This is a genomic window from Neorhizobium sp. T25_27, from assembly GCF_002968565.1.
GTDB classification, from domain to species: Bacteria; Pseudomonadota; Alphaproteobacteria; order Rhizobiales; family Rhizobiaceae; genus Neorhizobium; species Neorhizobium tomejilense.
In genome coordinates this window covers 68,712-86,383 of the sequence record NZ_PVBJ01000001.1, presented here as the reverse complement: position 1 = coordinate 86,383, position 17,672 = coordinate 68,712, and the positions used below count along the sequence as shown (strand labels likewise).

Below are 17,672 nucleotides of genomic sequence, written 5' to 3'. Positions count from 1 at the left end.
CGGCTTTGAAAATCAGGCGGCCTGCGCCAGGGCCGAGAAGACCGAAGTCAGGATCTTGCGATCGAACGGCTTCAGCAGGAAATCGTCCGCACCGGCGCGCTTGCCGGCCATCATCTTCTTCAGGTCCGCTTCGATGACGCAATAGAAGATGCGGATGCTCTTGCCGTTCGGCATCGCACGGATGGTGCCGATCAGTTCAAGCGCGCCTTCCAGCGCTGCATCGACGATCAGGAAATTGGGAAGCTCGGCATTGCAGCGCGTCGCCGCCTCGCGCGCAGTGTCGGCCTCGATCACGAGGAAGCCCAGTTCCGACAGGATTCGCTTTCCGACCGTGCGTACGATGTCCGATCCGTCGGCAATCATTAAACGCTGCATCGTATCCCCCTGACGCTGAACCCTCTCTGGTTCCGAGCATCCATCATTAAGGGGACGGCACTAATGAATAGTTACCCTTGGACGCCAAACAACCGCAGATCGTCTCAAGCCGCCACGGTCTCGGCGATGAAAACGATCTTGTCTTCAGAAACCACATGGCTCAGTTCCATGCCGGACTCTTCCGCGAGCAGCACCGTGTAATAGGGCTGGATCGAATGAGCATCGATCGGCTCTTCGAGAGTGCCGCTGGCGATCTCGACGAACTTGGCCGGCACGCGCATCATCCGTCCCTTGATGGTGAGGATGAATTTCGCGTCGTATTCCGGATTTTCCAGCGTCACGTCCATCGAGCCGCCGCGGGGAATGCCCGCATAGGCGACCAGGAAGAGGTTGAGGAGCAGCTTGACGCGATTCTTGGCGATGATCGCCCGCGGGCCGTTCCAGGTGACCTCGGTCTTCTTTTCGGCAATGGCGAAATCCTTGGCGGCCTTCTCGGCCTCGCCCGTGTCGATCGAGGCGCCGACCGAGCCGGAAGCACCGAAGGCGAGCCGCGCGAACTTGAGACGTACCGAGGCGTTCAGGGCCGAGGTGCGGATGAGGTCGAGCGCGTCGCCGTCGGCCGCGCCCTCGTCGAGAAGCTCAAGGCCGTTGTTGATCGCGCCGACCGGGGAGATCACGTCATGGCAGACACGGCTGCACAGAAGTGCCGCGAGATCTGGCCCGGCAAGGGTAAGATTCGGATTCTTCGGCATGTAGGTCTCCTGTTTGGGAATGCTCCCCCCGTATTCGCCTTGCCATCTGAAGGTTGCGCGAGGATGTAGCAATGTTCCTGGCCATAATGACACCATATTTGGTAAACCGATTATTAAGATCATGGCTTCAAAATGGCCGGGCCTTAAGCATGATGCAAAAGGCGTGCCCCTGGATGATACAATCATGGATCTGACAATGCGCATCCACACCCCTTCCGCCCTCGCCCGTTTCGCAGCGACGGTGTTTGCCGTGATCGCAGCCGTGGCGGTCTTTGCAGGCCCGGCAGCCGCCCAGCAGCGCTCCAACCAATATTCCGCCCAGGAAATCGTCGATGCCGGCCACGGCTTCTTCGGCTCCACCAGCGGCGGCCTTGCAAAGGTTGTGGAAAACGCCTTTTCGCAATATGGCCTGCCGAACGGCTATATCCTCGGCCAGGAAGGCTCGGGCGCGTTCATCGCCGGCCTGACCTATGGCGAGGGCGAGCTCTACACGAAGAACGCCGGACAGCACCCGGTCTTCTGGCAGGGCCCTTCGCTCGGCATCGACTACGGCGGCCAAGGCACCCGCGCGATGATGCTGGTCTACGACCTTCCCTCGGTGAACAGCCTCTATGCCCGCTTCGGCGGCGTGTCGGGCTCCGCCTTCGTGGTCGCCGGCGTCGGCATGACGGTGCTGCGCAACAACAACATGATTCTCGTGCCGATTCGCACCGGCCTCGGTGCCCGCCTCGGCATCAACGTCGGTTATCTGAAGCTCACCCAGTCGCCGACCTGGAACCCTTTCTGAAATTCGCCATTCTCCTCTCCGGACAACGGAGGGGAATTCATGTTTTGCGCCACAGCGGCCGGTAATCCGGCCTTCCGCCTGAAGGGCGCTTGCCGGTTGAATGTGACCATGCTTAAACGGCCTGTGCATTCCCATCCAGACCGCGAAACGGCCTCATCGTGATCCAGTTTGCTCTTCTGTTCGGCTTGGGTTTCCTGAGCGCCGCGCTTGCGGTGATGCTGGTTGCACCGGCGGTCCACAATCGCATCGTGCGCTACACAGAAAACCGCATCAAGGCGACGCTGCCGATCAGCCCGCAGGAAGTCCGCGCCCAGCGGGACATGGCCCGCGCCGTCTATGCGGCCGAGAATGCCCGCACCAAGCAGGAACTCGTCCAGGAAAGGGACAAGGCGGTCGCGCTGCAGATCAAGAGCGACAGGCTGGCCGAGGAAGCTACGCAGTTGCTGTCCGAAATCACCGACCTGCGTGCCCAGATCGACACCATGGATGTCGAGGCTGCCGACGCCCGTTCGCGCCTGCGTCAGGAAGACAGCTATATCCAGCAGTTGAAGGCGGCGCTCGAAACCGCCGAGCAAACCGTCGCCGCCAAGGATCTGGAGATCGAGAAGCTGCAGCAGCGCCAGCTCCTGCTGATCGCCGACGCCGACAATTTCCGGATCGATCTTTCCACCCGCGACACGGAGGTAGAGAACCTCAAATTCCGCGTCACCGCCTTGCGCGACGAACGGGATACGCTGCGCAACGACGTCCGGCAGCAGACTGCCCGCGCCAAGGATGCCGAGGCACGGCTCGCCCAGGAAGAGCATCGCGTCCAGCGGCTCGAGGACAAGCTTGCCAAGGAGATCGCCGACCGTGCCGACAGGGAGACGGCGCTGGAACGCCGGCTTGCCGAGATCGGCCGACTGCGGGACAAGCTGAAAGGCGCCAGCGCCGAAGCACGCGATTCCAGTCGCGCCCTTCGCGATTCGACGGCTGTCCGCCCAGTGATAAAATCGACGCCGAGAAAGAAGATCACTCCGGAGGACATCAACCTGCGCGAAATTCCGCACGCCCCGCCTCCGAGACAAGCCCGGGTTTCCGGGCAACCGGATGTCGATCCCATCGTCGCCGGAATGGCTGAAGACGCCCGCAGCCGGGCAGCGGCGCTCTCCGAACGCCTGGCGAAGGGCAGCGGCAGCGACGACGCCATTCGCCAGGAACTGGCCTCCATAGCCGCCAGCATGGTGGCCTTGACGGCAGCGTCCGAAGGTTCCGGCTCACCGATCTTCAAGATCCTGTCCGGCAAATCCGGAAACAGCAACCGGGAAAGCCTGGCCGCGAGATCGAAGAAGACGCTCGCGACCAGCCAGGACGCAAACACCTGAGACTTCTATAACCTGCCCTGAGATAGGCGACCTTGGGCCATGGCGATCTCGTAGAGCGCGATGCCGGTCGCCGTCGCTGCATTGAGGCTGTCGAGACCCGGCGCCTGGGCGATCCTGGCCGATCGGATGCGGCTGAGGACGTGCGCCGGCAGTCCCTCGCCCTCCGTTCCGGTGATCAGCACCATACGCTCTGAAGGCGGTACATCCCGGATTTCCACGGAACCCGCGGGCGAAAGCCCCCAGACGGCAAAACCCTTCTCCATCAGCACGGCCAGGATATCCGTCATCGTGCCGTGCCGGGCATAGGGCACCGACAAAACTGCTCCAACGGAAACGCGCAGCGACTTGCGGTAGAGCGGGTCGCAGCAGCCCTGGTCGAGCAGCACCGCATCGGCGCCGAAGGCTGCGGCGTTGCGGAAGATGGAACCGATATTGTCGTGATTGGAAATGCCGAAGGCCGCGACCACCAGCGCCTTCTCCGGCAACACGGCAATCAGCTCGGCGGCTGTCCTCTCCTGCCGGCGGCGTCCAAGCGCCAGCACGCCGCGATGCAGGTGGAAACCGGCAATCTGATCGAGCACCGCGGCCGAGGCCACGTAGACCGGAATGTCTGCCGGAAAACCTGCGAGTATCTCGGCAAGCCCCGCAACCCGGTTTTCGAGCAGCAGGATCTTCTCGGTCAGAAAATCGCCGCCGGAACCATGTGCGGTGGCGAGCATCCTGAGCACCACGGTTCCTTCCGCGATGAACCGCCCTTCCCGCCCGGTGAGGTCCCGCTCGCGGATTGACCGGAATTCGGCGATCCGCGGATCGTCCGCGTCATCGATGCGGATCGGCGCCATTATTGCGGTATCGCCACCGTCACATCGGCGACGATGCGGCCGGCAGCGATATCGTAGATCAAGACCTTCTGGTCGCCAGTCAGCAGTCCATAGAACAGGATCTGGCTGCCGGAGAGGGATACGCCCTGCACGACGAAGCCGGCGGGCAGTTCCGCAGTTGCCGCAAGCGGCTGGCCGGCGGGCACCGAGAACCCGCCTGTCGAAGCGATCGTCCCGGGCGTGGCAGGCCGCTGCGTGACCTTGTAGACAATGGCGCCAAGGACCGCCATAAAGCACACGAACAAGATCCCGCCCGAAACGAGTATCAGAAGCACCATCTTCCGGCGGATTTTCTCCATTGCCGGATCAAGCGGCTCTTCCTGTTCCTCGATCTCGGGTTGGGGCATGAGGGCGGCGTCCTTGTTCTTGTCGAATGTTATCGGAATGATTGAATGAACGATCCCTTTAAAGAAGCCGAGCGTGCAAGGAAAGTCCTCACCGCCTCCGACGAGGCCGAAGGACGGTTGGATGCCTGGCTGACCTCTGTGCTGGACGGTGAATTTTCGCGAAACCGGATCAAGGCGCTGATCGAACAGGGCGCCGTCAGCCTCAACGGCAAGCCGGTCACCGAGCCGAAGAAGAAGATCAATGCCGGCGACACCGTCGAGATCGATCTTCCGGAACCCGAGGATCCGGAGCCCAAGGGCGAGGACATCCCGCTCCAGGTTCTCTACGAGGATGCCGACCTGATCGTCATCGCCAAGCCCGCCGGCCTCGTCGTGCATCCGGGCGCCGGCAACTGGACCGGCACGCTGGTCAACGCGCTGATCCATCATTGCGGCGCGAGCCTTTCGGGCATCGGCGGCGTCAAGCGTCCCGGCATCGTCCACCGGCTCGATAAGGATACGAGCGGCGTCATGGTCGCCGCCAAGAACGACATCGCCCACCGCCACCTTGCCGACCAGTTCGCCGACCACGGGCGCTCGGGTCCACTGGAGCGCGCCTATCAGGCGGTCGTCTGGGGCCGTCCACGCGGCCTGAAGGGCACGATCGACGCGCCGCTCGGCCGTGCCGGAGACCGCACCAAACGCGCCGTGCAGAAGGAAGACAGCAGCGACGCCCGCGAGGCCATCACCCATTACCAGGTGATCGAACGTTTCCACGAAAAGCCGGATGCAACCGCACTCGCCGCGCTGATCGAATGCCGGCTGGAGACCGGCCGTACCCACCAGATACGCGTCCACATGGCCCATATCGGCCATCCGCTGATCGGCGACCAGGATTATTCGGCCGGCTTCAAGACCAAGGCAAACCTGCTGCCGGATTTCGCCAAGGGCGTCGTCAACCGTTTTCCGCGCCAGGCGCTGCACGCCTTCCTGCTCGCCTTCGAGCATCCCCGCACCGGCGAGGTGATGGAATTCGAAGCTCCGATGCCCGACGACATGGCGGAGCTGATCGAAGCGCTGAAGGCATGAAACGGGTGGCCTGAGGCATTGTCGAAGAGTATATAACTCTCGACATTCACGAGGCATCCCAAGGCGCTCCATGAGCCAGCTCGCCGTCAGAAAGCTCCTCGACACGGACCTGATCAAGGTCCGCGACGTCGTGTGCAACGGCGAATGCCGGCATCGCAGCGGCGAGGAATGCTCCCATGCGACCAGCCTCGTCTTCCCCTATCGGGGTGTCTTCATGCGTCATGTCGGCAGCGACGACACGGTGGCGGAAGCCAATCAGGTCCTGTTCTTCAACTGCGACGAGGCTTACCAGATCAGCCACCCGGTCGAAGGCGGCGATTCCTGCCTGAGCATGGACGTGCCGGAGGCGATGCTGGAGGAACTGGTCCCGGCCGAGCACCGCAATCCCAAGGGATCGCGCTTCGTCTTCAACAAGCAGCGTCTCAGGATCGATGAACGAGCCCAGGCGCTGGTAGCGCTGCTGCGCCACAGCCTGATGCGCGGCGCCGCCGAGACGCTGGAAGCCGAAACGCTGGCCATGACGCTGGTGCGCCGCTCCGTCGGCGTCAGGACCGCCCGCGCCGCGACCGCCAGCACCGGCCGCCAGAAGCTGGTGGACCGTGCCAAGCTCGCCCTCTCCTCCGATCTCGCCCGCCGCTGGACGCTCGCCGAGATTGCCGGTGAAACCGGCGTCTCGCCGGTCTATCTCACCCAGGTCTTCCAGCAGGTGGAGGGCACGCCGCTCTACCGCTACCAGCTTCGCCTGCGGCTGGCGCGAGCACTCGATCTGCTCGGCACCTATGACGACCTGACCGAGCTTGGGTTGGAACTCGGCTTTTCCAGCCACAGCCACTTCTCGTCGGCTTTTCGCCACGCTTATGGGCGGACGCCGGCGGAATTCCAGCGCTTTGCGGGCTTGAGATAGAAGAGCGCAAAAGTCGCTAAAGATTTTGACAGCGGAAGCCCCCGCCAAAATGCTTTTCTTCTTCCCGCAAGATCAACATCGGGAGATGCCACCATGAAAGAGAACACCTGCGCCGCCTGCGACTGCGAACTCGATTCGACCCGGATCGCCGTGAAGATCGGCGGCAAGACGGTTGAAGTCTGCTGCGAGGAATGCGCCGAAGCGCTGCGGGAAGCGGAAGTCGCGACCCGCACGGCCCAGGCAGCCAGCAAGTAAAAATCAGCACCGGTAACCGACATCGAGGCGGGCGCCAGCCGCCCGCCTCCTGGACACCAGCCGCGCGCATTTGGCCGGCCCCCCTTCAGGAGAAAGATCATGAAGAACGAGAACCGGGCGGTCTTTGACCGCGCATCGGAACGCTATCACCTTGTCATGGAACTGCCGCCCGCAGCGGCATGCCAGCCGCTCGCCGTCGACGATGCATCGGCCAAGCGATCGCCCTTGCGCCAGATGGTCGCAACTATCGTGAGAAAAATTCGGCAGCGCCACAACCGTCTGGCGATGCTGGAGTTGACCGACGATCAGTTGAAGGATATCGGCGTCTCGCGCAGCCAGGCTTATGGCGATATCAGCCGCTACCGCCGCTCCAACGCCCATGGGCTGGAACGCAAATGCCCCTGACCCGGCGGAGATGGGTGGGGCAAAGATACACTACTGGAATCCCGGGCGATCACAATTGTCTTGCTTCCCGGCGTGTCAAACCATGGCGCTGTATATTACGATATTGTAATGATATAACGCTTCTGTGATGACTTGAATCACTGTTCTGCCGTACTTATCTGTCATTTGGGTCGGTGTGGGGTCGAAAATGACCTGCGCCGCTTGGCTCGCCTTCAGCATGTACAGCAAGATCAAAAAGGGAGCCGATATATAGATCGGAAAGGGGTGCTTTATGGCCCGCAACACTCTGCCTTCCATTACCGCCGGCGAAGCCGGCCTCAACCGCTATCTCGACGAAATCCGCAAGTTTCCCATGCTGGAACCGCAGCAGGAATACATGCTGGCGAAACGGTATGCCGAACATGCCGACCGGGATGCGGCCCACAAACTGGTCACCAGCCACCTGCGTCTCGTGGCAAAGATCGCCATGGGTTATCGCGGTTATGGCCTGCCCATCGGCGAAGTCGTGTCCGAAGGTAACGTCGGCCTGATGCAGGCCGTCAAGAAGTTCGATCCGGAACGCGGCTTCCGTTTGGCGACCTATGCGATGTGGTGGATCAAGGCCTCGATCCAGGAATACATCCTGCGCTCGTGGTCGCTCGTGAAAATGGGCACCACCGCCAACCAGAAACGGCTGTTCTTCAACCTGCGCCGGTTGAAGGGCAAGATCCAGGCGATCGACGAAGGTGATCTGAAGCCCGACCAGGTGGCTGAAATCGCCACGAAGCTGAACGTCTCCGAGGAGGAAGTGGTTTCCATGAACCGCCGCCTTTCAGGCGACGCTTCTCTGAATGCACCGATCCGCGCCACCGAAGGCGAATCCGGCCAGTGGCAGGATTGGCTGGTGGACGACCACGAAAGCCAGGAAGCCGTGCTGATCGAGCAGGACGAGCTCGATACGCGCCGCCGCATGCTGGCCAAGGCCCTGAGCGTGCTGAATGACCGCGAACGCCGCATCTTCGAAGCCCGTCGTCTTGCCGACGATCCGGTGACCCTCGAAGAACTGTCGTCCGAGTTCGACATCAGCCGCGAACGCGTCCGTCAGATCGAAGTCCGCGCCTTCGAAAAGGTGCAGGAGGCCGTTCAGAAGGAAGCGCTCGCCCAGGCGAACGCCCTGCGCGTCGTCGACGCGTAATCACGCGCGACGCAGACGATATAAAAGGGGCTGCTTCGGCGGCCCTTTTTCTTTATCTGGCATCCGTTGGACTGGAAATGGAGAAGCAGGGATGGCAGCGCAGATCACGCTCAGGAAACTCGCAGGCAGCTATGCCATCGCCAGGTTTGAACCCGCCGACCGCATTCCCGCATGGGCGGATGGCGAAGGTTTCGTCAGCATCAGCCGCACCGAGGATGAACTCTCCATCGTCTGCCGCGAGGAGCGTGTGCCTTCCGGCATCAAACAGGACGGCGGCTGGACCTGCTACAAGTTCCAGGGGCCGTTCGCGTTCGGAGAAACCGGCATCGTGCTCTCGGTGATCCGGCCGCTTTCGGAAAACGGCATCGGCATTTTCGTGGTCTCCACATTCGACGGCGACCACCTGCTGGTCAAAACGGCCGACGAACCGAAGGCCCGCGAACTGCTGCAGGCGGCCGGCCATACGCTTCTCTAGGCGATACAAAACCACGGTCTGGCATGTGTGGTGCAAGAAGCCGGTCGGCTACACTGCCCGGAACGTCAGGCTGCTTCGGACGGCTTGACCTCTTCCGCGATCCGGGCGCCATTTTCCCGTTCGGCAAGAGCAAGCTCATAGGCCGTCTGCAGATCGAGCCAGAAACGAGCGGTGTTTCCAAAATACCGCGCCAGTCTCAGGGCCGTATCGGGAGAAATGCCACGCTTTCCGTTGAGGATGTCGGTGATCCGCCCTGAAGGCAGGCGGAGTGAAAGGGCGAGCTGGTTGGCCGACAGACTGCGCGCGGTCAGTTCGCGTTTCAAAATGCGACCAGGATGAACTGCCATCATCTGCATATCCTTCCTAATGATAATCGACGATCTCCACATCCCAGGCATCTCCATCCCTGAACGTGAAGCAGATTCGCCACGGCCCGTTGATCGTCATTGCCCACTGCCCTGACCGACTTCCGGAAAGTTTGTGAAGGCCGACGGACCTTAATGGGCTGAGATCGTTGAGGGACGATGCCGCGTGGAGCGCCGCCAGCAACTCGATCGCGGCCTCTTCGTCCATCCCCGAAAACTTGGCTTTGCCGTCCTCGGCAAAGCGGCGGGTAGAACTATTCGCCCACGACTTGATCATGGATGAACGTACTACGCTCAGCGTAGTACGTCAATCTCGTCCGCACCCAAGGAGGCCTGCTTGGTCACTGCCCGCTGGCAGTGGCACCGAGCGTGCCCCACTCGCGGATCGCGTCGTTGAAGGCGCGTTCGCCATCCGAGCCTTTTTGGAGGGTCAGCAGCGCACGGCGGCCGTTGCGATAGGCGATCGGGATGTCGATCCAGTTGCGGCTGCGCAGCAGTTCCAGATTGGTCGAGCGTGCATCCGGGAAATCGTTGAGCGCGATCATGTGGAAGTCGTCGGTGATCTTGGCAGGCACTGCGATCAATGCGTTGCCGCGATCCTGCTCGCTCGCCTTCATGGCAATGCGCTGCACGCTTTCGATCGCACCGCCTTCGAAATCCGGCGGCACTGCGAAGACAATCTCGACCAGGTGGCTCGCCGGCAGCGACGGATCTGTATTGCGCTTGAAGGTCATCAGCGCCGTAAGGCCCCTGCCCGGCACGTTGATACGTCCCTGGACGACCGGTTCCTGCCGGCCGTTGGCACCTGCCTCGCGCTGCAGCGACCAGGAGACCGAGCCCTCGATGGCCGTCGGCGCCGTCTGGCCGATCCGCTCCTCATAAAGGAACATCTTTTCGCCTGCGACCGCCGGAGTATTCGCCGGAGCCGCCGAGGGCGGGCTGGCGGGCGGCGTGGCGGCATTCGGAGCCGGTACAGCCGGTGGCGTCTGAGGCGGCACCGCATTGGCGCTGCCGTTCGGTGCGCCCGGAGCCGGCGCCGGTTGCGCCGGAGGATTGGTGGGCGGAGCATTGAGCTGCGCTACCGACTGGCCTTCCGCATTCTGCGCCAGCCCAGCGGTGACACCCGGCCCCTCGTCGACCTCGCGGCCGTCGGCCATCAGCCGCTGGGTAAACTTGGTCCCGACTGTCGATCCGTCCGCCGTTCGCGGCGCGGCAGGCGTATTGGCCGCACCGTTCTGTGGCGGCGTCGCAGGGGTGGAAGGCGTCGAAGGGGCGCGGTTGGGCTGCGGTGTCGCGGGTGCAGGCGCCGGTGTCTGCTGCGCCGTCTGGCTTCCGGGCAGGCTGGACTGGATCAGGCCATCGACCATGTCGTTCAGCGAGTCGCGGTTCAGCCAGATCGCGTAACCGCCGCCGCCGACCAGTGCCAGACCGACGACCGCCAGCACGATGCCGGCATAGTTGCGCTTGCGCACCGGAGTGACCCGATAGGGCCTGGCCGGCGCATGCATCAGATCGTCCGCATCGGCATCGGTGTGGAGGGTGCTACGCGCGCCACCGCCCGAAGAGGACGGAGCATCCTTGTTGAAGCCGATCAGCTCCTCGAGATCACCCCACGGATCGCTGTCGGCCGGTTTCGCCGGCGCGGCAGCAGCCTTCTTGGACTGTTGCTCATCGAGGTATTCGGCGAAGGGATCAATGCCGGCAGCCGCTGCCGCTCCTGCCGCGGATTGCTCCGCGAGCTCCGGGAGATCGGCGACCGGCGGCATGCGGACCGAATCGGCCGACACATGGGTCTCCGGATCGAAATGAGCGTCAGCCGGAGTTGCAGTGCCGTGCGCATGATCGATCGGCACGACAGGACCGGCCGTGATCAGTTCCGGCACATCGTTCCATGCAGCGGCGGCGACCGTCTCTTGGCTCGACACCGGAGGCTCGGCCGGAGCCGGCACCTCCCAGCCCCAATCCTCGTCTGCCGACTTGGCCGGTTCCGGCGCCTGGTGAGCCTCGGCAAGCTGTTCGACCTCCATCCGGTCCTCGACCGGATGCTGATCTTCAAACGGATGCGGTTCGTTGTGCCATGCCTCCACGAAGTCGGGAGCGTCCTGCTGAACAGCCTGCTCGCCGCGTGTCGGATAGGGGAAATCGTCGTCGGCCGATTCGCTTGCGGCAGTATCGGCCGGCTCGGCGGCAGCATCGACCGGTTCCGGCACAACCGGCTCCGAGGCAGTCAGGGGTGCGGCCGTCGGGAATTCGATCGTGCTCTCGTCGAAAGCCTGCGACGGTTCGGGCGCCTGTTCGGAATGTTGGTAGGGCGCCGCCTCGACTGGCGTCTCTTCCGACGGCACGTCGTCCCGCCAGTCGCCATATTGCTGGGCGGGTTCCTGCTGATCGGAAACCGCCGTTGCCTCTTCCTCCTGGTGGAGGACGGCCGGTTCGGAGACCGGAGGCTCCACCTCGGCAGGTTCCTGCGCGACGGGCTCCGGCTCGGCGGGTTCGGCGTGAACGACGGCTTGTCCCGGCTCTTCATAACCGTCTTCGTAAAAGACGGGCCGTTCCACGCGAGCGGAGGGGGCTGATTCGGATGCGGCCGGCGTCTCTTCCGGCGCCTGAGCCGATTCGGCAGCGTGTTGCTGGTCGTCCTGGTATTCCGAGGACTGCTCGGCCGGAGCCGCCTCACCGGCCGTCTGGGCATCTGCGGCAATTGCGCCGTCGGCTATCGGTTCCAGTGCTTCGGCATGTTCGCTCTCGACGTCGACGATGGCGGCTTCGAGCTTGTCGAGCTGCCGCCGCAGCATGTCTTCAGGCGGACGCGGCTTCATGTTCTCGAGTTGCCGCTGCACGGCGCCACGAGCCTTTTCATAAACCTTCGCACGCATCTCCGGCGTATTGTTCGCCAGACCGTCAACGGCGCGGCGGATCACCGCTACAAAATCAGCCATCAGCACTTTCTCATGTAAGCCGGCCCGAAGGCCGGCCGAATGGTAATCAATTCTTGACTTTAATCTTCAAACGGGTCGGTCACAAGTATGGTGTCGTCCCGCTCCGGGCTGGTGGAAAGTAGGGCAACCGGCGCACCGATCAAATCCTCGACCTGGCGGACATATTTGATCGCCTGGGCCGGCAGATCCGCCCAGGAGCGAGCCCCGACCGTCGATTCCTTCCAGCCTTCGAGGGTGACATAGACCGGCTCTACACGAGCCTGGGCGCCCTGGCTTGCAGGAAGATGATCGATCTGCTCGCCGTCGAGCATGTAGCCGACGCAGATCTTCAACTCGTCGAGGCCGTCGAGCACGTCGAGCTTGGTGAGCGCAATGCCGGTAATGCCATTGGTGGCGACCGATTGGCGTACCAGCGCTGCGTCGAACCAGCCGCAACGGCGCTTGCGGCCCGTGACCGTACCGAATTCATGGCCCTTCTCGCCGAGGAACTGGCCGATCTCGTCCTTCAGCTCGGTCGGGAACGGGCCTTCGCCGACGCGAGTCGTATAGGCCTTGGTGATTCCGAGAATATAGCCGAGCGCACCCGGCCCCATGCCTGAGCCGGCAGACGCCTGGCCCGCGACCGTATTCGACGAGGTGACGAACGGATAGGTGCCGTGGTCGATATCGAGCAGCGACCCTTGAGCGCCTTCGAAAAGGATGCGGGCGCCCTTGCGGCGCTGCTTGTCGAGCAGTTCCCAGACGGTTTCGCGGAAGGGCAGCACGCGGTCGGCGACCGAGGTCAATTCCTGCATGATCGCCTCGTGCGAGACTTCCTTCTCTCCAAGGCCACGGCGCAGCGCGTTGTGATGGGTGAGGATGCGGTCGACCTTGCCCGGCAGCGTCTCCATGTCGGCAAGGTCCATGACGCGGATCGCGCGGCGGCCGACCTTGTCCTCATAGGCCGGGCCGATGCCGCGGCGGGTGGTGCCGATCTTGGTGCCGCTGTTGGAGGCGGCATCCTCGCGCATGCCGTCGAGTTCGCGGTGCAGCGAGAGAATCAGCGTGGCGTTGTCGGCGACGCGCAGGTTCTCGGGCGTGACCTTCACGCCCTGTGCGCCTAGCTTTTCGATTTCCGCCAGCAGCGCATGCGGATCGAGAACGACGCCATTGCCGATCACCGCGATCTTGCCCGGGCGGACGATGCCGGAGGGCAGCAGCGACAGCTTGTAGCTGACGCCGTCGATGACGAGCGTATGGCCCGCATTGTGACCGCCCTGGAAACGCACCACGATATCGGCACGTTCGGAAAGCCAGTCGACAATCTTGCCCTTGCCTTCGTCACCCCATTGCGAACCAACCACGACTACATTCGTCATCTGTGCTTCCTGTATTGCGGGCAATGCCCCACGCGACCACACGCACACCTTCCGTAGATCAATATTGATATACGGTCGATGCGCCAGTTTGATTTTACATGCACCGCCTTTGGCGGATGGAAACCGTTCAGAGGCATTGCAAACGGCCGCATCTATAAAGCCTCGGCCAACGGAAAGCGACCTGTTTGTCACTCGGGCGTGGTTTTTACGTGACAAAACCGTGGACTACACGCTATTCCCGCCCGTTATTTCCTGAAATCACCGTCATTTCCGGCGCCGGAGACCATCTTGCATAAAAAGGCCTATCTCTCGCTCGTCATTGCAACTCTGGCCTGGGGCGGCAATGCGGTAGCGGGCAAGCTCGCCGTCGGCCATGTGAGCCCGATGATGCTGACCTTCTGGCGCTGGTTTTTCGCCGTCGCCATCATCTTCGCCATCTCCGTGCCGCAGTTCATCAAGGACTGGCCGGTCGTCAGGAAGAACCTGCCGATTCTCCTCTTCCTCGGCGTCGTCGGTTATGTCGTCTTCAACGCTGCGCTCTATACCGCCGTCAATTACACGACGGCGATCAACGTGACGGTCGAGCAGGCGGTCATCCCGATGCTGATCTTCGTCATCAACTTCGCCCTGTTCCGGATGAAGGTCTCGTGGGCGCAGATCCTCGGCTTCACCCTGACGCTTCTCGGCGGCATCATCACCGCCATCCACGGCGACTTGAGCGCCCTGGTGACGCTGACCGTCAACTTCGGCGATGCGATCATGATGATCGCCGTCGTCGCCTATGCGGTCTACACGGTGGCGCTCAGGTGGCGCCCGAAGATCGACTGGCGAACGCTGATGGCGGTCCCCGCCTTTTTCGCGATGGTCTTCTCGCTGCCGCTGGTATTCTGGGAATATTCGGCCGATCGCCTGATCTGGCCGGATGCGGAAGGCTGGGTCGTGGTTCTCTATACGGGCATCTTCGCCTCGCTGATCGCGCAGGTGCTCTACATCAAGGGCGTCGAGGAGATCGGCGCCAACCGGGCCGGACTGTTCATCAATCTCGTGCCGGTGTTCGGCACGCTGCTCTCGGTCGCCATCATCGGTGAAAGCCTGCAGCTCTTCCATGTCGTCGCGCTGGCGCTGGCACTCGGCGGCATCGCCATCGCCGAATGGGGAAAACCCCATATGGACCGTTAGTCCTGCTGGAAACGAAAACCGCCGGCCCCTGCAAAGGAGCCGACGGTTTTCAGATCCTCGACCGGTGATATCCCGCCGCCTGCATAGGCATTGGGGAGCCGGCTGTTCGAAAGTGCTCCTCAGCTGGCCATGGCCAGTCGTCCGGGGGCGAACGAGCGCTGGTCGCGCACGTTGTTTCGGCTCACTTCGAAGCGCGCCAGCAGTTCGGAAAGACGGCTGCTTTCCTCGGCAAGAGTAGCGCCGGCCGCATTCATTTCCTCGACCATGGCGGCGTTCTGCTGGGTCATCTGGTCCATGTGGTTCACGGACGTGTTGATCTCCGAGAGACCTAATGCCTGCTCGTTTGCCGCAATGGCGATCGCCTCCATATGCTGGTTGACCGCCGCGACAAGCTTGGCGATCTCCTTGAGACCGTCGCCGGTATCATTGACGAGAACCACGCCCTGGTTGACGGCAGCTTCGGAATTGCCGATCAGCGTCTTGATCTCCTTGGCGGCCTTGGCCGAGCGCTGCGCCAGTTCGCGGACTTCCTGGGCAACGACTGCAAATCCCTTGCCCGCCTCGCCTGCGCGAGCGGCTTCCACGCCTGCATTGAGGGCAAGCAGGTTGGTCTGGAAGGCTATCTCGTCGATGACGCCGATGATCTGGCTGATCTGGTTCGACGCCATCTCGATCTTCTGCATCGCATTGACCGCATTGGAAACGACCGTACTGGAGTTTTGCGCGCGGGAGCTCGCGTCGCGGACGATTTCCCGTGCCTCGCTCGCCCTTTCGGAGGTCTGCTTCACGTTAGTGGTAACTTCTTCCAGCGCCGCCGCCGTCTCTTCCAGCGATGCAGCCTGCTGTTCCGTACGCTTCGAAAGCTGGTCGGACGCGGTCGAGATTTCGTCGCTGCCGCTGCGAACGCTTTGGGCGGTCCGGTTCACGCCTTCGAGCGCGGTGCGCAACTGGCGGACCGAGCTGTTGAAGTCATGGCGCAAGGTTTCGAACTGCGCGGAAAATTCCTTGTCGATCTCACACAGCAGATCGCCGGCAGCAAGGCGCTGCAGACCGGAGGCGAGTTCCGAGGTGGCCTGGGTCAGCCGCACCTCGGCCTCGGACTCTGCCCTGCGCTGGAATTCGATGCGTTCGGCTTCGGCCGCCTTGCGGGAGTGTTCGGCATCCGCCTCGAGCTGGCGGTTCTGCTGTGCAGCCTCGCGGAAGATTTCCACGGCGCGCGCCATGTCGCCGATCTCGTCGGTGCGGGCGGCCCCCGGGATTTCGACGGAAAGGTCGCCGCCGGCGAGCGTCCGCATCACACCTGTCAACCGGCTGATCGGGTTGGCGATCCGCACGATGACCGTGTAGATGCCGAGAAGCGAAAGCGCAAAAGCGATAACGGTCGCAACACTGTAGACGATGATGGATTGCTTTGCGGAAGCAGCCTCTTCTGCCGTTAGCCTCGTCATCTCGTTGAGCGAGGCAGACGCCATATCGGCGATCGAAGACTGTGCGGGAGCAGCGGGCTTGCGCCAGTCGTCGACCGCCATGTCGAAGGGTTTGCCGGCCTGGAATGCCTTGAGGGCGGCATTACGCTGCTCGGCATACGGCCCGCCGAAATAGGTCGTTTGGGCTGTCCGGTGAAGCGTTTTGATCTTCTCCGGGGTCGTGTCCGCGTTGGAGAGCTGGGTAATGACATCCCATGCGGTTGCCACGCGCGCATCCTGAACCGCAATTTCGGTCAGTTTCTCTGCCGCAAGCGGCTGTTTGGCGATCAGGGCACTGACGAAGGTGGAGTTGGCGGTGCCGAGCTGGGTGCGCGCCGTCCAGGCAAGGGAGCGGATCTGGGTGAACATGATCATCCCCGGCCCGCGCGCATTGATGGTGGCCTCGACCTGATTGGCGGCCTTTTCGAGATCGGCCAGCATCGTATCGGCAAGTCCGAGCACGGCTTTGCCGAGCGCCGGATCGCGATCCTTGACCGCCTGTGTGAGCGCCGTATCCACATTTGCACGGTAACCGGCCCACTGCGTATAGGCGCTGAGGACGGGAGAGATCGCACCGCGCAGGCTTGCCTGCTCGACGTCGGCGGTCAGGGTCTTCACCGCCGAAAAGGCCTTGTCCATCGACTCGCGGCCGGTATCCATGTTCTTGCGGCTGGACGCGACCTCTGCAGGTTCCAGCTTGATGGCGGATGAGATGGCACCGCGCTCGCCGCGCAGCCCGAGCAATGCATTGAAAAGGGCTTCGTCAAGCTGTGCCAGTTCGGAGAGCTGGGTGGAGTTTCGGTAGCGGCCTATCTCCTCAGACAGCATCTTGCCCATGAGACCCAAAATGCCCAGGCTCAAGACAACGAAGGCCAGTATCAAAGTATGCTTGATTGAAATCCGCACCTGCATCACTCCTTATTTCAAACAACCGCCGCGGGGTTGGCTGGTTCGGCGGCTTTCCGGACTTGGACGGGAAAGAGGGCCCAACTTCGCGTAGAACGTTAAATATTCAATTAAATACAACGCGTTCCAAAGGCCTGCGGAATCATTTTGGAAGCTTGAAGCAGCCCGATTGCCGAATCGCGAAAACCCGCCTCCCCGAGGGGGGAGACGGGCCGGTCCGTCGTGCTGCAACGGACGGGAGCGCAGGAGAGGCGCTCCGGATCAGATGTGGTGATGGGCCGGAATGATGGGGCGGCGCTCGCGGATCGGGCTCGGCGCCGGATCGACCGGCATGTCGATGATCGCGCCGTCATGGCGTTCGGACGCCACATTTTCGGACAGCACGCGAGCCAAACCGCCAACACCCGCTGCACGTGATTCCTTGCTGACAATCAGCGCCGTCAGGACCACGGCGGAAATGATGAGCTTCTTGATCATGGCTGCACCCTTTTCTTCAGGCGGCTTGGATGCCGTTTCTTGGATGAGTTCACCCTAGCGCTCGGGTTTTTCGGAGCGCTTAAACGGATAGCTGCAATTTTAGTGAAATCGGCTTTTTTCCCGACTTGATACAGAAGGCTCGAAACAGCGCGCTCAAAAAGGCAGCGGAGTAGGCGGAAATTGATGCTTTTCGAG

19 protein-coding genes are annotated in these 17,672 nt (G+C 62.4%); 9 read left to right on the top strand and 10 right to left on the bottom strand.

Annotation, left to right across the window (positions count from 1 at the left end; translation table 11 throughout):
- Positions 1-12: 12 nt before the first annotated feature.
- Both C5J24_RS00455 and chpT read right to left on the bottom strand, forming a co-directional pair.
- Positions 13-375 carry a PleD family two-component system response regulator gene (locus tag C5J24_RS00455; RefSeq protein WP_105400322.1) on the bottom strand — a complete coding sequence of 121 codons (363 nt, stop codon included), beginning with the start codon at positions 373-375 and terminating at the stop codon, positions 13-15.
- A 104-nt stretch (positions 376-479) separates the two neighbouring features.
- Entirely contained in the window at positions 480-1,127 is a 648-nt protein-coding gene (gene chpT, locus C5J24_RS00450; protein ID WP_046603646.1) for a histidine phosphotransferase ChpT, read from the bottom strand.
- Between the two features lie 184 nt (positions 1,128-1,311).
- Between chpT and C5J24_RS00445 the strand changes: the two genes are divergently transcribed.
- Complete coding sequence (locus tag C5J24_RS00445; protein WP_371412573.1) at positions 1,312-1,914, top strand: DUF1134 domain-containing protein; 603 nt, start codon at positions 1,312-1,314, stop codon at positions 1,912-1,914.
- Between the two features lie 158 nt (positions 1,915-2,072).
- Entirely contained in the window at positions 2,073-3,278 is a 1,206-nt protein-coding gene (locus C5J24_RS00440; RefSeq protein ID WP_105414761.1) for a hypothetical protein, read from the top strand.
- 5 nt (positions 3,279-3,283) lie between these two features.
- Here C5J24_RS00440 and C5J24_RS00435 read toward each other — a convergent pair whose 3' ends face one another.
- Together C5J24_RS00435 and C5J24_RS00430 are read right to left on the bottom strand one after the other, a co-directional pair.
- Positions 3,284-4,120: an RNA methyltransferase gene (locus tag C5J24_RS00435; RefSeq protein WP_105414759.1), complete on the bottom strand. Its 837-nt coding sequence runs from the start codon at positions 4,118-4,120 to the stop codon at positions 3,284-3,286.
- Positions 4,120-4,506: a hypothetical protein gene (locus C5J24_RS00430; RefSeq protein ID WP_037076826.1), complete on the bottom strand. Its 387-nt coding sequence runs from the start codon at positions 4,504-4,506 to the stop codon at positions 4,120-4,122. The genes C5J24_RS00435 and C5J24_RS00430 overlap by 1 nt, the downstream gene beginning before the upstream one ends.
- A gap of 45 nt (positions 4,507-4,551) precedes the next feature.
- On the opposite strand from C5J24_RS00430, the gene C5J24_RS00425 reads away from it, so the two are divergent.
- The 6 genes from C5J24_RS00425 to C5J24_RS00405 all read left to right on the top strand — a co-directional run bounded on the left by C5J24_RS00425 (position 4,552) and on the right by C5J24_RS00405 (position 8,787).
- A complete protein-coding gene (locus C5J24_RS00425; RefSeq protein ID WP_105414757.1) occupies positions 4,552-5,574 on the top strand; it encodes an RluA family pseudouridine synthase in 1,023 nt (340 codons plus the stop codon).
- 70 nt (positions 5,575-5,644) lie between these two features.
- Positions 5,645-6,478 (top strand): AraC family transcriptional regulator, encoded by an 834-nt coding sequence (locus tag C5J24_RS00420; protein WP_105414755.1) that lies wholly within the window; start codon positions 5,645-5,647, stop codon positions 6,476-6,478.
- 93 nt (positions 6,479-6,571) lie between these two features.
- The gene (locus C5J24_RS31685; RefSeq protein WP_172716939.1) at positions 6,572-6,733 is read left to right on the top strand and encodes a hypothetical protein; all 162 of its coding nucleotides are present in this window, start codon (positions 6,572-6,574) and stop codon (positions 6,731-6,733) included.
- Positions 6,734-6,832: 99 nt separating this feature from the next.
- Positions 6,833-7,138: a DUF1127 domain-containing protein gene (locus C5J24_RS00415; RefSeq protein ID WP_245437347.1), complete on the top strand. Its 306-nt coding sequence runs from the start codon at positions 6,833-6,835 to the stop codon at positions 7,136-7,138.
- 271 nt (positions 7,139-7,409) lie between these two features.
- Positions 7,410-8,312, top strand: a complete 903-nt coding sequence (gene rpoH / locus C5J24_RS00410) for an RNA polymerase sigma factor RpoH (protein WP_046666717.1) — start codon at positions 7,410-7,412, stop codon at positions 8,310-8,312.
- A 91-nt stretch (positions 8,313-8,403) separates the two neighbouring features.
- Positions 8,404-8,787: an ACT domain-containing protein gene (locus C5J24_RS00405; RefSeq protein ID WP_105414753.1), complete on the top strand. Its 384-nt coding sequence runs from the start codon at positions 8,404-8,406 to the stop codon at positions 8,785-8,787.
- Positions 8,788-8,852: 65 nt separating this feature from the next.
- Here the strand turns inward: C5J24_RS00405 and C5J24_RS00400 are convergent, their stop codons facing one another.
- The 4 genes from C5J24_RS00400 to C5J24_RS00385 form a co-directional block, all read right to left on the bottom strand.
- Entirely contained in the window at positions 8,853-9,137 is a 285-nt protein-coding gene (locus C5J24_RS00400) for a HigA family addiction module antitoxin (RefSeq protein ID WP_105400899.1), read from the bottom strand.
- A 13-nt stretch (positions 9,138-9,150) separates the two neighbouring features.
- Complete coding sequence (locus tag C5J24_RS00395) at positions 9,151-9,429, bottom strand: type II toxin-antitoxin system RelE/ParE family toxin (protein WP_105414751.1); 279 nt, start codon at positions 9,427-9,429, stop codon at positions 9,151-9,153.
- 64 nt (positions 9,430-9,493) lie between these two features.
- A complete protein-coding gene (locus tag C5J24_RS00390) occupies positions 9,494-12,091 on the bottom strand; it encodes a hypothetical protein (RefSeq protein WP_105414749.1) in 2,598 nt (865 codons plus the stop codon).
- A gap of 59 nt (positions 12,092-12,150) precedes the next feature.
- Positions 12,151-13,449, bottom strand: coding sequence for an adenylosuccinate synthase (locus C5J24_RS00385; protein WP_105414747.1), 1,299 nt, complete (start codon positions 13,447-13,449; stop codon positions 12,151-12,153).
- Positions 13,450-13,737: 288 nt separating this feature from the next.
- On the opposite strand from C5J24_RS00385, the gene C5J24_RS00380 reads away from it, so the two are divergent.
- Entirely contained in the window at positions 13,738-14,628 is an 891-nt protein-coding gene (locus C5J24_RS00380; RefSeq protein WP_105414744.1) for a DMT family transporter, read from the top strand.
- A gap of 119 nt (positions 14,629-14,747) precedes the next feature.
- Here C5J24_RS00380 and C5J24_RS00375 read toward each other — a convergent pair whose 3' ends face one another.
- Together C5J24_RS00375 and C5J24_RS00370 are read right to left on the bottom strand one after the other, a co-directional pair.
- Positions 14,748-17,006, bottom strand: a complete 2,259-nt coding sequence (locus C5J24_RS00375; protein ID WP_245446473.1) for a methyl-accepting chemotaxis protein — start codon at positions 17,004-17,006, stop codon at positions 14,748-14,750.
- A gap of 255 nt (positions 17,007-17,261) precedes the next feature.
- Positions 17,262-17,477, bottom strand: coding sequence for a hypothetical protein (locus C5J24_RS00370; RefSeq protein ID WP_105414742.1), 216 nt, complete (start codon positions 17,475-17,477; stop codon positions 17,262-17,264).
- Between the last annotated feature and the right edge of the window lie 195 nt (positions 17,478-17,672).

Bases quoted from the DNA above. Each gene is read 5' to 3' on its own strand.
- chpT (WP_046603646.1), bottom strand. From the start codon at position 1,127: ATGCCGAAGAATCCGAATCTTACCCTTGCCGGGCCAGATCTCGCGGCA.
- C5J24_RS00420 (WP_105414755.1), top strand. From the start codon at position 5,645: ATGAGCCAGCTCGCCGTCAGAAAGCTCCTCGACACGGACCTGATCAAG.
- rpoH (WP_046666717.1), top strand. From the start codon at position 7,410: ATGGCCCGCAACACTCTGCCTTCCATTACCGCCGGCGAAGCCGGCCTC.
- C5J24_RS00390 (WP_105414749.1), bottom strand. From the start codon at position 12,091: ATGGCTGATTTTGTAGCGGTGATCCGCCGCGCCGTTGACGGTCTGGCG.
- C5J24_RS00400 (WP_105400899.1), bottom strand. From the start codon at position 9,137: ATGATGGCAGTTCATCCTGGTCGCATTTTGAAACGCGAACTGACCGCG.
- C5J24_RS00435 (WP_105414759.1), bottom strand. From the start codon at position 4,120: ATGGCGCCGATCCGCATCGATGACGCGGACGATCCGCGGATCGCCGAA.
- C5J24_RS00445 (WP_371412573.1), top strand. From the start codon at position 1,312: ATGGATCTGACAATGCGCATCCACACCCCTTCCGCCCTCGCCCGTTTC.
- C5J24_RS00430 (WP_037076826.1), bottom strand. From the start codon at position 4,506: ATGCCCCAACCCGAGATCGAGGAACAGGAAGAGCCGCTTGATCCGGCA.
- C5J24_RS00370 (WP_105414742.1), bottom strand. From the start codon at position 17,477: ATGATCAAGAAGCTCATCATTTCCGCCGTGGTCCTGACGGCGCTGATT.
- C5J24_RS00455 (WP_105400322.1), bottom strand. From the start codon at position 375: ATGCAGCGTTTAATGATTGCCGACGGATCGGACATCGTACGCACGGTC.
- C5J24_RS00375 (WP_245446473.1), bottom strand. From the start codon at position 17,006: ATGCAGGTGCGGATTTCAATCAAGCATACTTTGATACTGGCCTTCGTT.
- C5J24_RS31685 (WP_172716939.1), top strand. From the start codon at position 6,572: ATGAAAGAGAACACCTGCGCCGCCTGCGACTGCGAACTCGATTCGACC.
- C5J24_RS00415 (WP_245437347.1), top strand. From the start codon at position 6,833: ATGAAGAACGAGAACCGGGCGGTCTTTGACCGCGCATCGGAACGCTAT.
- C5J24_RS00405 (WP_105414753.1), top strand. From the start codon at position 8,404: ATGGCAGCGCAGATCACGCTCAGGAAACTCGCAGGCAGCTATGCCATC.
- C5J24_RS00385 (WP_105414747.1), bottom strand. From the start codon at position 13,449: ATGACGAATGTAGTCGTGGTTGGTTCGCAATGGGGTGACGAAGGCAAG.
- C5J24_RS00395 (WP_105414751.1), bottom strand. From the start codon at position 9,429: ATGATCAAGTCGTGGGCGAATAGTTCTACCCGCCGCTTTGCCGAGGAC.
- C5J24_RS00425 (WP_105414757.1), top strand. From the start codon at position 4,552: ATGAACGATCCCTTTAAAGAAGCCGAGCGTGCAAGGAAAGTCCTCACC.